Source organism: Streptomyces sp. NPDC004752, from assembly GCF_053601275.1.
This window is the reverse complement of sequence record NZ_JBSGBN010000109.1, coordinates 1-12454: the sequence shown is the minus strand read 5'-3', so window position 1 is coordinate 12454 and position 12454 is coordinate 1. Positions and strand designations below refer to the sequence as shown.

Here is a 12454-nt window from a genome sequence, read left to right as displayed (position 1 = left end):
GTCCGCGCCATGGTGGCTGTCACGACCGGGGCAGCGGACTTCCTGAAGGTGCGGGCATGGACAGTGGTGCGGCAGCGACGAGTGGCGGCTGGAGCCGGCGTCGGCTCGTCGGGGCGCTGGCGGGTGGCGCCGCCGCGGTGGCCCTGCCGGCACCGGCGGCGCCGCGGGCCGAGCCCGGGCGGTCGGCGCCCGCGCCGTCCACCGCACCCCGGCGCCCGGCCGAGCCGTCCGGCCGCCGCCCCCTCTACCTGGGCACCTACACCTCGGCCGAGGGCGGTGGCACCGGCATCGGCCTGGCCCGGTACGACCCGGCCACGGGCGCCGTCACCGGAGCCGGCACCCTGACCGGCGTCGCCGACCCGTCCTACCTCGCCGCGCATCCGGACGGCCGCACCCTGTACGCGGTCGACGAGCGCACGGAGGGGTCCGTGACCGCCGTGCGCCGCGCCGACCGGCGGATCCTCGGCTCCCGCGGCACCGGCGGCGCGGCGCCCTGCCATCTGTCGGTGCATCCGAGCGGGCGCTGGCTGCTCAGCGCCAACTACGGGTCGGGGAACGTGGCCGTACATCCCATCGACGCCTCGGGAGCCCTCGGGGAGCGCACGGCACTGGTCACCCACTCCGGCCCGCCCGGCCCGGGGCAACAGGGGCCGCACGCCCACCAGTTCGTCACCGGTCCCGACGGCGGCCATGTCCTGGCCGTCGACCTGGGCACCGACAGCGTGCACAGTTACCGGCTGGACCTGGCGCGGGGGACGCTGACCGAGGTCGCGCGGGCACGGACCCGGCCGGGTGCCGGCCCACGTCAGCTCGCCTTCCACCCGGGCGGCCGGTTCGCGTACCTGGCCAACGAGGTGGACGACACGGTCGCGGTGTGCGCGTACGACGCGGACACCGGCCGACTCCGGATCGGCGAGCCGCAGTCCACCGGGTCCGGTGCGGGCAAAAACTATCCGGCGCAGATCCTGGTCACGGCGAACGGCGCGTTCGCCTATCTCGCCAATCGCGGCCACAACAGCCTGGCGCGCTATGCCGTGGAGGCGGACGGCGCCCGGCTACGGCTGCTGGACACCGTGCCGGTGGCCGGTGACTTCCCGCGGCAGATCGCCTTCTCGCCAAACGGGCGACTGCTGTTCGCGGCGAACCAGCGCTCCGGCACGGTGAGCGTGTTCCACGTGGACGCGGACAACGGTGGACTGCGGCTCGCGGGCGAGCCGTTCGCCTCACCCGTCGCCGTCTGCGCGCTGCCGCTGTAGGGCGCGACCGCCGCACGGGGCGACGCTCGTCCTCGGCCTGCCGCCGCGCCGCCACGGACTCGGCGCCGACCCGGCCATCGGCCGCGGGGGACCAAGCGGCTGAACCTCATGCCGGACGGACCGCAGCTGCCGCCGGAACAGCGCGCCCCGGTCACGGCCGCGCCGACGTCAGCGGGCTGCCGCCCAGTGTGCGGGGCGGGCGACTGACGTCGGCAGCCGGGTACCGGCGCTGCCCCGGGCCGCGTCGGTCTGTGGCTGGGTCAGGAAGAGAGCGCCGGTCAGATCGGCGTCCGTGAGATCGGCGTCGCGCAGGTCCGCGCCGATCATGTCGGCTCCGCGCAGATCGGCGCCCGTCAGGTCGGCGGCGATGAGCCAGGCCCCACGCAGATCGGCGCCGCGCAGATCGGCCCCCTTGAGGCGGGCACCGACCAGGTCCGCGCCGCGCCGGTCCTTCTTCCTGCCCCGGGCGCCCGGTATCGCCGCCCGCGCCGACTCACTGGCGCGCCGCAGCAGCACGTCGACCCGCTGCCGGTGGGCGGCCACGTCCAGGGCGGCCAGTTCCTCGGGAGTCTGCCGGGTGAGCCGCTCGATGCTCTCCAGGGTGTCACGCAGTTCGGCGTGGAACGGACGGGCCGCGGGCAGGCCCAGCGCCTCGGTGAGGTACCAGAGCAGTTCGTGGAGTTGCCGCACAACCGGGAAGACCTCGGCCATGCTCCGGGCGTGCTCGGCGGAGCCGGTGCGCCAGTCCCGCCCGCCGAAGGTGATCTGCGAAACCTTCTGCCCGGCACCGAAGCAGTCGTAGACCGTGCAGCCGGCGAAGCCCCTGGACCGCAACTCGGTGTGGATGCCGCAACGGTGGTCGCCCCGCAGGTTCGGGCAGGGCCGGCCGGCGGGCTTGTCGAGGGCGAAGTCCGCCGAGGCGGCGAAGGGCAGGGCGACGCAGCACAGCCCGAAGCAGCGCGAGCAGTCACCGCGCAGCGCCGACCGACGGTCCATCTCATCCGACATGCCGACCACCCTACTGATCTGCCGCGCCACCGCCCCGCCCGGCGCCCGCGGGCGCTCCGCCCGGCCGCGCCCACCCGCCGGTCCGCCGCGCCCCGGCGGCCGCGTCACTCCTCGTCGCGGTCATGCCTCGTCGCGAGTCACACCTCGTCGCGAGTCACACCTCGTCGCGGGTCAAGGCCAGCAGACGGTCCAGGACGCGGGGCGCGCCGATGCGCAGGCCGTCGTGCTCGAACTCGTCGGTGACCCAGGTGCGCAGGCCCCGGATCGCGCGGGCGGTCCGCAACGAGAAGTCGGTGTCGACATACATGTCGTCGTGATAGACGGCCGCGGCCACCGGGACGTCGTTGGCGGCGAGGCGGGCCGGGTCGTACAGCGGCTGCCAGTCGGCGCGGGCGGCGAGCAGATCGGCGGTCTCGCGCAGCGGGCGCAGCGCCGGGTCGGCGTCGAACATCCAGGGGTGCACGGTCTCGCCGGTGAACAGCACCGGCGCGTCCCCCGCGAGCGCCTTGGCCGCGTCGAACCGCGGGAACTCGGCGCGGACGCGTTCGGCAGCCCAGGCGGTGGGGCGGTCGCCCTGGCCGTAGATGGACTCGTGGACGAGCGCGTACAGCGGGAACGCGGCGTACGAGACGAGGCCCTGGACCGCCTCCTGGAAGGCGTCGGACAGTTCGGGGCCCGCCGGTGTGCGGACGAAGGCGTCCTCCAGGAGGTGGTGCAGCCGGTAGCTGCCGTCGCCCGTGCCGAGCATGAGGCCGAGGGACTGGAACGCCTCGACGGTGAACCGGTACCCGTTCGGCAGAATCACCGCTTGGTTCAGCAGATGGTCGGCGATGCGCCGGGCCCGCTCGACATCCTGCGGGTAGCGCGCGTAGTGCGCGCTGACCTTGCGTTCGATGCGTGGGTAGGCGGCCCGGTAGACGTCCTCGGCGTGGGCGTCCAGGGAGGGCAGCCCGCCGGTGATCACCGCGGTATTCAGGCCCTCGGGGGCCAGCGACAGATAGGTGACGGCGCAGAAGCCGCCGTAGCTCTGGCCGAGCACGGTCCAGGGGGCGCCGCCGGTCAGCCGCGGGCGGATGTGCTCGCAGTCGCGGACGATCGAATCGGCGCGGAAGCGGGTGAGATAGCCGGCCTGTTCGGCCGGGCCGCCGCGCAGGGGCAGCGTCTGCCGGTTGGCGGGCGTGGAGTGGCCGGTGCCGCGCTGGTCGAGCAGGAGCACGCGGTACTCCGCCAGGGCGCGGCCGAGCCATGCCTGTCTGCCGATGAACCGGTTCGCCCCATGGCCGGGGCCGCCCTGGAGGTAGACCAGCCAGGGCAGGTCCTGGTGCGCCTTGTCGCTCGCCACGACCTCACGGGCGTACAGCTCGATGGTCTCGCCCGCCGGGTCGGCATGGTCCAGGGGCACGGTGAAGCGGTGGTCGGTGAGGACGACGCCGGGCTGGCGGTAACTGGGGCTCAACAGGTCTCCCGGGACGGACGGACGCGTTCCAGTTCAGCACATGTGCGGCCGCCGTCCGACACCCGGGATCATGGTTTGTCACCGGCCGAGGGGTCAGCGGGCGGCGGGCGGCAGCGGGGGCCACAGGCGCGGTTCACGGCGCGGTGAACCGGGTCTCCCGCGACGGGTTGTCGCCCATTACCCTGCACTCAACACCCTGCACTCATCGGATGATCGACCATGAGGAGCCTCGATGCGTGTCGCACTGTTCCTGACCTGTATCAACGACACGCTCTATCCGGATACCGGCCGCGCGGTGGTGAAACTGCTGACCAGATTGGGCGTCGACGTGGACTTCCCGATGGCGCAGACCTGCTGTGGGCAGGCCCACTACAACACCGGCTACCGGCATGAGGCGGAGCCACTGGCCCGGCATTTCTCCGATGTCTTTGGCCAGTACGAGGCGATCGTCACGCCGTCCGGTTCCTGCGGGGCGATGGTGCGGGAGCTGTATCCGCGGATGGGCGAGCGGGCCCGGGCGGAGGGGCGCGGGGACACGCTCGCCGCCGCCCTCGCGCCGGTGGTCCCGAAGACGTACGAGCTGACGGAGTTCCTGGTGGACGTGGTGGGGGTGACGGACGTCGGGGCGTACTACCCGCACCGGGTGACCTACCATCCGACCTGCCACGGACTGCGCGGCCTGGGTCTCGGCGACCGCCCCCGCCGGCTGCTGGACGCGGTGCGGGGGCTGGAACTGGTCGAGCTGCCGGGCGCCGAGGAGTGCTGCGGCTTCGGCGGCACGTTCGCGCTGAAGAACGCCGATGTCTCGGCGGCGATGGGCGCGGACAAGGTACGCAACGCCCAGTCGACGGGCGCGGAGGTGCTGTGCGCGGCCGACAACTCCTGTCTGATGCACCTCGGCGGGACGATGACCCGCCTCGCCTCCGGCCTGCGGCCGGTCCACATCGCTCAGATCCTGGCGAGCACCGAGGAGGAACCGGCGCTATGAGCGGGACGTTCGTCGGCATGCCGGCGTTCCCGAAGGCCGCGCACGAGGCGGTCGGCAACGCGACGCTGCGCGGCAATCTGCGGAACGCCACGCACACCATCCGCGCCAAGCGGGCGAAGGCCGTCGCGGAGGTGTCCGACTGGGCGCAACTGCGCGAGGCGGGCCGCCGGATCAAGGACCATACGCTCCGTCATCTCGACCGTTATCTGGTCCAGTTGGAGGAGTCGGTGACCGCCGCGGGCGGCGTCGTCCACTGGGCGGCGGACGCCGACGAGGCCAACCGGATCGTCGCCCGGCTGGTGCAGGAGACCGACGAGTCGGAGGTCGTGAAGGTCAAGTCGATGGCCACGCAGGAGATCGGGCTCAACGAGGCCCTCCTGGCGGAGGGCATCCACGCCTACGAGACCGATCTCGCGGAGCTGATCGTCCAGTTGGGCAAGGACCGGCCCTCGCACATCCTGGTGCCGGCCATCCACCGCAACCGCGGCGAGATCCGCGACATCTTCCACGCGGAGATGGGCGGGTGGGGCCGCCCGGCCCCCGACGGGCTGACCGACTCCCCCGCCGAGCTGGCCGAGGCGGCCCGGCTGCATCTGCGGGAGAAGTTCCTGCGCGCCGAGGTCGGCATCTCCGGTGCCAACTTCATGGTCGCTCAGACCGGCACGCTCGTGGTCGTGGAGTCCGAGGGCAACGGCCGGATGTGCCTGACCCTGCCCAGGACGCTGATCTCGGTCGTGGGCATCGAGAAGATCGTGCCGACGTGGCGGGACCTGGAGGTGTTCCTGCAGACGCTGCCCCGCTCCGCGACCGCCGAGCGCATGAACCCGTACACCTCGATGTGGACGGGCACCACCGACGAGGACGGTCCGCGCGCCTTCCATCTGGTGCTGCTCGACAACGGACGCACCGACACCCTGGCCGACGAGGTGGGCCGGCAGGCGCTGCGCTGCATCCGCTGCTCGGCCTGTCTGAACGTCTGCCCGGTGTACGAGCGGGCGGGCGGCCACGCCTACGGCTCGGTGTACCCGGGTCCGATCGGTGCCATCCTCAGTCCCCAACTGCGGGGCACGGACAGCGAGATCGATGCCTCGCTACCGTACGCGTCCTCACTGTGCGGAGCCTGCTACGAGGTGTGCCCGGTGGCCATCGACATCCCCGAGGTGCTGGTGCATCTGCGGGAGCGGGTCGTCGAGGGCGGCCCGGCCACCCGTGCGGGCAACAAGGTGGTGCTGCAACCGGCCAAGGGGCACGCGGCCGAACGGGCGGCGATGCGGGCGGCCCGCTGGGCGTTCACCCACCCGGGAGTGCTGCGCACCGGCCAGCGGCTGGCCTCCCGCACCCGCCGGCTGCACCCCCGTACCCTGCCCGGCCCCGGCCGGGCGTGGAGCGCCACCCGGGATCTGCCGACGGTGCCGGCGGAGCCGTTCCGGGACTGGTGGCAGCGCACACACGGCACGGACGGCACACATGGCACGGACGGCGGAAAGGGGGCCGCGCGGTGAGCGGCAGGGAACGGATCCTGGGCCGGGTGCGGCGCGCGCTCGCCGACGTAACGGGCGACGACCCGCCCTACGAACAGGCCGTCGCCCGGGATTATCTGCGAGCGCACGGTGAGCGCACCGTCGGAGAGACGGTGGAGCTGCTCGCGGTGAACCTCGCCGACTACCGGGCGCTCGTGCACCGCTGTGCGGCCGCTGAACTTCCTTCGGTGATCGCCGGGTTGCTGGCGGACCGCGGGGCGTCGTCCGTGCTGGTGCCGCCCGGTCTCGACGCGGGCTGGCTCGCGGCCACGGACGTCGCCCGGGTCGCGGACCGGGCCCAGAGCACCCCGCGCGAGCTCGACCGGGTCGACAGCGTGGTCACGGCGTGCGCGGTCGCGATCGCCGAGACCGGCACCATCGTGCTGAACGGCGCGCCGGACCAGGGCCGACGTCGGATCACCCTGGTCCCGGACCACCACATCTGTGTGGTCAAGATCCCCGACCAGGTCGTCTCCGGCGTCCCGCAGGCGCTCGAACGCCTCGACCCGGCACGGCCGTTGACCTGGATCTCCGGCCCGTCGGCGACCAGCGACATCGAGCTGGACCGGGTGGAGGGGGTACACGGACCCCGAACACTGGAGGTCGTCCTGGTCGACTGAGCACCACCCTTGACCGGGGCCCGCTCGGCATGCCGGGCGGGCCACGCGGTCGGCTCGTTGTGGTGACCCGTACAGGGTGTCGCTGACCGGCCAGGCCAGGTCCGTGGCGGGCCCGGACATCGATGTCGTCCGCAGACGGGCGCGGCGAGTACGCCGCGCCCACCGCCATCCGGACCTCCGCCATCCGGACCTCCGCGGGCCTTGTAGCGCGACCAGGGCCGTCGACGTCTGCGCGGCTATGACCCCGGGGGCTTCGCGTAGGTCTGGGCCATGCCGCCGGCGAAGTCGTAGACCACAACCTGTTCGTCGCCTACGACCCAGGCGTCATGTCCGGGCGAGCATACGAAGACATCGCCGGGGCCGACCTCGGCCTCCCCGCCGTCGTCCATGCGCAGCCGCATCCGTCCTCGCACCATGAAGCCGTTGTGGTGCACCATGCAGCTCTCCGTGCCCGCGATCGGCGCCACGGACTGCGTCCAGCGCCAGCCCGGTTCGAAGGTGGCCACGGCGAAGTCGAGTCCGGTCAGGTGGATGGCTTCGAGATGGCCGCGCGGGAAATCGCGCCGCTCGTCGGGCTTGTCGACCGTCTTCACTTCCAGCATGAGGCTGTCCTCCCTTCCGGCCGCCGATCGCGGCCGGGGCCGGGGCCGGTCTCCGTCGCCCGGCGGGCCTCGGTGGCACCGGCGCGCACACGGCGACCGCACCCCACGACTCCATCGTCCGCCCGCCCCCGCACCGCCGCCAACCGGGCCGCCCCGCTCCCCCGGACCAGACGGTGGTCTACGAGGCGGGGTGGCCGACCTCGATGTCGTGGTGCTCGGTGTCGCCGCCGTTCAGGCGCACCCCGGTGGCCCGGGGCGGGTAGCCGGTCGCGATGACCGAGTACTGGCCGGTGTCCAGGTCCGTGTACTGGCCGGTGTCCAGGTCCGTGAAGGCGTACGCCCCGTCGGTGCCGGTCGTGGTCGTGGCGACGACGTTGCCCGCAGTGTCCGTTGATTGACTTAAGCAAGGAGAGCGGGAATCCGTGACCACGCGGTGAAGATCCCGTACCCGCCGGTCGCGGCGCCCGGCGACGGGGCGGCCGTCCCACTGCTCGGCAACCGGAACCGCCGACCGCTAGGTTGGGCGCCATGAGCAATCTTGACCGCACGCCCGTACCCAGCGTCTGCGGCGGCCGCGGATTCGTCGTCGCCGAGCCCGTCCGCGAGCTGCTGAGCCCCCGGCGGGTGCTGCTCGGCGAGTCGACCGAGGTGCGCCGCCTGCTGCCGAACCTCGGCCGACGCATGATCGGCGCCTGGGCCTTCGTCGACCACTACGGGCCCGACGACATCGCCGACGAACCGGGTATGCAGGTCCCGCCGCACCCGCACATGGGCCTGCAGACGGTCAGCTGGCTGCACGAGGGCGAGGTGCTGCACCGGGACTCGACCGGCAGCCTGCAGATCATCCGGCCCAAGGAGCTGGGCCTGATGACCTCGGGCCGGGCGATCAGCCACTCCGAGGAGAGCCCCCGCACGCACGCCCGCTTCCTGCACGGCGCACAGCTGTGGGTCGCGCTGCCGGACGCGCACCGCCACACCGACCCGCGGTTCGAGCACCATCCGGACCTGCCCACGGTCACCGCCCCGGGCCTGACGGCGACCGTGCTCCTGGGCGACCTCGACGGCGCCGCCTCGCCCGGCACGGCGTTCACGCCGATCGTGGGCGCCGATCTCGCCCTGGCCCGCGGCGCCGACGTCCGCCTCCCGCTGGAGCCCGACTTCGAGTACGGCGTGCTGGCGATGTCCGGCGAGGTGCATGTCGACGGCGTGCCCGTGCTGCCGGGTTCGATGCTGTATCTCGGCTGCGGCCGGACCGAACTGCCGCTGCGCGCCGAGTCGGACGCGGGGCTCATGCTGCTCGGCGGCGAGCCGTTCGAGGAGGAACTGATCATGTGGTGGAACTTCGTCGGCAGGTCGCAGGACGACATCACTCGGGCGCGGGAGGACTGGATGAGTGGGTCGAGATTCGGGGAGGTGAAGGGCTACGACGGCCGGCCGCTGCCTGCCCCCGAGCTGCCGCCTGTTCCACTCAAACCCCGAGGTCGAGTGCGTTGATCTGCTCTCTTGCAGTGTGATCCAGGCGGAGTCGGGCGAGCAGCGAAGCCGAGTTGCCCACCCGGCTTCCCTGCGCCACGATCGCACGGCGAGCCTCCTTAAGGGCCGCTGGTTCCGTCCTGTGCGGGACCGCTGTGTCAGCTTGGTGCACCGGCCTCCCCGCGGCCGTCGGGTCGGTGTCAGCCGGGGTCAGGGGTCGGGTTGTGTCCGGAGCGGGCGAGGAAGTCGAAGTCGCAGCCCTGGTCGGCCTGGGTGATGTGCTCCTGGAAGAGCACGCCGTAGCCCCGCTCGAACCGGGGCGCGGGCCGTTGCCACCGTGCCCGCCTTCGGGCCAACTCGGCGTCCGGAACTTCCAGTCGGAGCAGGCGCCGAGGAACGTCCAGGGTCACGAGGTCCCCGGTGCGCACCAGCCCCAGCGGGCCGCCGATGTGGGCCTCGGGGGCGATGTGCAGGACACAGGTGCCGTAACTGGTGCCGCTCATACGGGCGTCGGAGATGCGCACCATGTCGGTGACCCCTTGCTCCAGCAGGTACTTGGGGATCGGCAGCATGCCGTATTCGGGCATGCCCGGCCCGCCCAGCGGCCCGGCGCCACGCAGGACCAGCACGGAGTCCGCGGTGATGGCCGTTGCCGGGTCGTCGATGCGCTGTTGCAGCTCTTGGTAGGAGTCGAAGACGACAGCCGGCCCGGTGTGGGTGAGGAGCCTGGGGTCGGCGGCAAGGTGCTTGATGACCGCCCCGTCGGGCGCGAGGTTGCCGTACAGCACCGCAACGCCGCCTTCGTGTGCGACCGGGGCGTCCGGGGTGCGGATCACCTGGGGGTCATGGGTGGCCGCGTCCACGTAGTACGACCCGAAGGCGGTGCCCGCGACCGTGGGCCGGTCCGGATGCAGCGCACCGGGAACCTTCGCCAACTGCCGCAGGAGTGCCGGAAGTCCGCCCGCGTAGTGGAAGTCCTCCATCAGGTGGCTGCCGACCGGGCGGATGTCGGCCAGGACCGGGACCGTGGAGCCGATGCTGTCGAAATCCCGCAGACCGAGGTCCACACCTGCCCGGCCCGCCATCGCGATCAAGTGGATCAGCGCGTTCGTCGAGCCGCCCAGTGCGAGGACGGTGGCGACGGCGTCCTCAAATGCCTCCCGCGTCATCACCTGGTCCGGTGTCAGCCGTTCATGGACAAGTGCCACGGCACGGGCACCGGAGGCCGAGGCCATCCGATGGTGCGCGGAGTCCACGGCCGGGATGCTGGCGGAGCCCGGCAGCGCCATGCCCAACGCCTCCGCCGCGCAGGTCATGGTGGACGCTGTGCCCATGGTCATGCAGTGGCCGGGCGAGCGGGCCAGACCACACTCCACCTCCGCGAGTTCGCACTCCCCTACGCGGCCTGCCCGGTGGTCGTCCCAGTAGGCCCACAGGTCCGTTCCGCTGCCCAGCTCCCGGCCTCGGTGATGACCGCGCAGCATCGGCCCCGCGGGCACCACGACGGCCGGCAGCCCGGCGCTCGCCGCGCCCATCAGCAACGCGGGTACGGACTTGTCGCAGCCGCCCATGAGCACCGCACCGTCGACGGGGTAGCTGCGCAACAGCTCCTCGGTCTCCAGTGCCAGCAGGTTGCGGTAGAGCATGGGCGTCGGCTTCTGGAAGGTCTCCGAGAGCGTCGCCACGGGGAACTCCAGCGGGAAGCCACCGGCCTGCCAGACGCCCCGCTTGACCTGTTCGGCCCGCTCCCGCAGGTGCATGTGGCAGGGGTTGATGTCCGACCAGGTGTTCAGGATCGCGATCACCGGCTTGCCCAGGTGCTCCTCGGGGAGGTAGCCCAACTGCCGCATCCTGGAACGGTGGCTGAACGCCCGCAGCTTCCCTCCCGTCACTCCCCGTCCGAACCACGCCGCACTGCGCAGGGTCGTGGATTCACTCACAGCCAGCCCTCGCGCTTCCAATGTGCCGTCAGATCGGCGATACGGGCGGTCAGTTCCGGAGGGAGCCGACGCGATGGGGGCCGAACGTCCCTGCCGGAAAGGCCGAGTTGTGCCAGGGCTTCCTTGATGACGGCGACATTGTCGGCCGATGCGTCCGCCGCCCGCAGTTCCTCGAAGGGGCGCACGGTCTCCCAGAGCGTCATGGCCCTCTCGTAGTCGCCGGCGCGCAGCGCCTCAAGAAGCGCGATCGACAGCCGGGGCACGACGTTGACCAGGCCGGAGGTGAACCCGGTGGCGCCGACGGCCCAGTAGCCGGGCGCGGACAGCTCCGCAAGACCGGCGATCCAGGCCAGCCGGGCGAGGCCGGCGTCCCGGGCCACCGACGCGAAGTGCACGGGGTCGGGCACCGCGTACTTCACACCGACGAGGTTCGGACTGCGCTCGGCCAGGGCGCGGATGTGCGCACCGGTCACCCGTGGGTCCCGTACGTAGAGAACGACCCCCAACTCCGGTACGGAATCGGCGATCTCCCCGTGGTAGTCGATCCAGCCCTCGGCCGACCGGTACGGATGGACCGGCTGATGCACCATCACCGAGCCGGCCCCCGCTGATCGCGCGTGCCGGGCCGCGGTCCGCGCCGAAGCGATGTCCTTGCCCACGCCCACCATCACTTCGGCACGGCCCTGTGTGGCGGAGACCGTCGATTCCACGGCCCGGCGGGCCTCCGCCTCGGACAGGGTGTAGAACTCACCCGTATTGCCGTTGGGAGTGATCACCTCCACCCCGTGCTCCACCAGGCGCCGGACCAGCGCGGCATGCGTGGGCCAGTCCACCGAGCCGTCCGCCTCGAACGGCGTCACCGGGATGGCGACCACCGTGGACAAGCGGGCTCGCAGACGGTCCAGGGGGCTGTGTGCCTCGGTCATGGCGGGGACCACTCTCCCTTTCGTTCGCTGAGGAATCGCGCCCTGAGTGGTCACTCGGAGCGGCTAAGGTCGTTGGCCGTGCGCAGTACGGGCCGCCGCGTGAGGTCGGCGGGATCCAGTCGGGCCGTGGTGCGCACATGGAAGGAGTGGGACTCGCCGGCGAGCAGGGTGACCAGCATCTCGTCGACCTCGGCGTCGGGGGCGAGCCGGTCGGCGAGCAGGGCCAGGTCCCGCACCAGGGATGTGGCGTGCACATCCACCCGGTAGCCGCCCTCGACCGGGTGGGCGTGCGCGGTCAACCCGTCCTCGTCATAGGCGAGTTCGATGTCCTCACGGAAGGGCTGCACGAGGCGCATGGTGTCGATCGTCGCCACGAGTACTTCCCGAGTGGGGTCGTCGGGTGTCGTCAGGGCACCGGGCAGATCGAGGTGGGACACGGAGCGGGGCGCGGTGTGCAGTGCGACGGCGACACTTTCCTTCACCGCTCCGTCGAAGGTCTGCCGCTCGACCCGGACGGTTCCCAGCCATGCGGCGTCCGTGTCGTTCACGGCGATCAGCACGGGGCGCTCCTCGCGGGGCTGGAGGGTGAGCAGCCGTGGCGCGTTCGCGTGTCGCAGGGCGTAGTAGAGGGGTTTGGGCCGGCCGTCGCCGTCGATCGCTGCCCA

Annotated in this window: 10 protein-coding genes and 2 pseudogenes; 5 read left to right on the top strand and 7 right to left on the bottom strand. The window is 72.2% G+C overall.

Translation table 11 applies throughout. The features are described 5' to 3' along the window. The first annotated feature begins 56 nt into the window (after positions 1 to 56). The gene (locus ACWEKM_RS34040) at positions 57 to 1256 is read left to right on the top strand and encodes a lactonase family protein (RefSeq protein ID WP_451625125.1); all 1200 of its coding nucleotides are present in this window, start codon (positions 57 to 59) and stop codon (positions 1254 to 1256) included. Between the two features lie 168 nt (positions 1257 to 1424). Here ACWEKM_RS34040 and ACWEKM_RS34035 read toward each other — a convergent pair whose 3' ends face one another. Then, on the bottom strand, positions 1425 to 2264 hold the full coding sequence (locus ACWEKM_RS34035) for a pentapeptide repeat-containing protein (protein WP_451625124.1): 840 nt from the start codon (positions 2262 to 2264) through the stop codon (positions 1425 to 1427). A gap of 154 nt (positions 2265 to 2418) precedes the next feature. Next, positions 2419 to 3720, bottom strand: coding sequence for an alpha/beta fold hydrolase (locus tag ACWEKM_RS34030; protein WP_451625123.1), 1302 nt, complete (start codon positions 3718 to 3720; stop codon positions 2419 to 2421). Between the two features lie 232 nt (positions 3721 to 3952). On the opposite strand from ACWEKM_RS34030, the gene ACWEKM_RS34025 reads away from it, so the two are divergent. The 3 genes from ACWEKM_RS34025 to ACWEKM_RS34015 are packed head-to-tail and all read left to right on the top strand — an operon-like array spanning position 3953 to position 6848. Next, entirely contained in the window at positions 3953 to 4708 is a 756-nt protein-coding gene (locus tag ACWEKM_RS34025) for a (Fe-S)-binding protein (RefSeq protein WP_451625122.1), read from the top strand. Continuing rightward, positions 4705 to 6210: a LutB/LldF family L-lactate oxidation iron-sulfur protein gene (locus ACWEKM_RS34020; RefSeq protein WP_451625121.1), complete on the top strand. Its 1506-nt coding sequence runs from the start codon at positions 4705 to 4707 to the stop codon at positions 6208 to 6210. The genes ACWEKM_RS34025 and ACWEKM_RS34020 overlap by 4 nt, the downstream gene beginning before the upstream one ends. Further along, positions 6207 to 6848: a LutC/YkgG family protein gene (locus ACWEKM_RS34015; RefSeq protein ID WP_451625120.1), complete on the top strand. Its 642-nt coding sequence runs from the start codon at positions 6207 to 6209 to the stop codon at positions 6846 to 6848. Before ACWEKM_RS34020 ends, ACWEKM_RS34015 begins: the two co-directional genes overlap by 4 nt. Positions 6849 to 7084: 236 nt before the next feature. Here the strand turns inward: ACWEKM_RS34015 and ACWEKM_RS34010 are convergent, their stop codons facing one another. Both ACWEKM_RS34010 and ACWEKM_RS34005 read right to left on the bottom strand, forming a co-directional pair. After that, entirely contained in the window at positions 7085 to 7450 is a 366-nt protein-coding gene (locus tag ACWEKM_RS34010) for a cupin domain-containing protein (RefSeq protein WP_451625119.1), read from the bottom strand. Positions 7451 to 7628: 178 nt separating this feature from the next. Next, positions 7629 to 7838, bottom strand: a pseudogene (locus tag ACWEKM_RS34005) (hypothetical protein); the annotation flags it as partial. A 140-nt stretch (positions 7839 to 7978) separates the two neighbouring features. Between ACWEKM_RS34005 and ACWEKM_RS34000 the strand changes: the two are divergent. Further along, positions 7979 to 8944 (top strand): pirin family protein, encoded by a 966-nt coding sequence (locus ACWEKM_RS34000; protein ID WP_451625118.1) that lies wholly within the window; start codon positions 7979 to 7981, stop codon positions 8942 to 8944. 179 nt (positions 8945 to 9123) lie between these two features. Here ACWEKM_RS34000 and araD read toward each other — a convergent pair whose 3' ends face one another. From araD to ACWEKM_RS33985, 3 genes and pseudogenes are all read right to left on the bottom strand, one after another. After that, a complete protein-coding gene (araD, locus tag ACWEKM_RS33995) occupies positions 9124 to 10863 on the bottom strand; it encodes an L-arabinonate dehydratase (RefSeq protein ID WP_451625117.1) in 1740 nt (579 codons plus the stop codon). Continuing rightward, positions 10860 to 11789: a dihydrodipicolinate synthase family protein gene (locus ACWEKM_RS33990; protein WP_451625116.1), complete on the bottom strand. Its 930-nt coding sequence runs from the start codon at positions 11787 to 11789 to the stop codon at positions 10860 to 10862. Before ACWEKM_RS33990 ends, araD begins: the two co-directional genes overlap by 4 nt. A gap of 50 nt (positions 11790 to 11839) precedes the next feature. Then, a pseudogene (locus ACWEKM_RS33985) lies at positions 11840 to 12454 on the bottom strand (glycoside hydrolase family 2 protein); the annotation flags it as partial.

Excerpts from the sequence above, each read along its gene's own strand:
- ACWEKM_RS34035 (WP_451625124.1), bottom strand. The coding sequence starts at position 2,264 with ATGTCGGATGAGATGGACCGTCGGTCGGCGCTGCGCGGTGACTGCTCG.
- ACWEKM_RS34000 (WP_451625118.1), top strand. The coding sequence starts at position 7,979 with ATGAGCAATCTTGACCGCACGCCCGTACCCAGCGTCTGCGGCGGCCGC.
- ACWEKM_RS34010 (WP_451625119.1), bottom strand. The coding sequence starts at position 7,450 with ATGCTGGAAGTGAAGACGGTCGACAAGCCCGACGAGCGGCGCGATTTC.
- ACWEKM_RS34020 (WP_451625121.1), top strand. The coding sequence starts at position 4,705 with ATGAGCGGGACGTTCGTCGGCATGCCGGCGTTCCCGAAGGCCGCGCAC.
- ACWEKM_RS33990 (WP_451625116.1), bottom strand. The coding sequence starts at position 11,789 with ATGACCGAGGCACACAGCCCCCTGGACCGTCTGCGAGCCCGCTTGTCC.
- ACWEKM_RS34025 (WP_451625122.1), top strand. The coding sequence starts at position 3,953 with ATGCGTGTCGCACTGTTCCTGACCTGTATCAACGACACGCTCTATCCG.
- ACWEKM_RS34040 (WP_451625125.1), top strand. The coding sequence starts at position 57 with ATGGACAGTGGTGCGGCAGCGACGAGTGGCGGCTGGAGCCGGCGTCGG.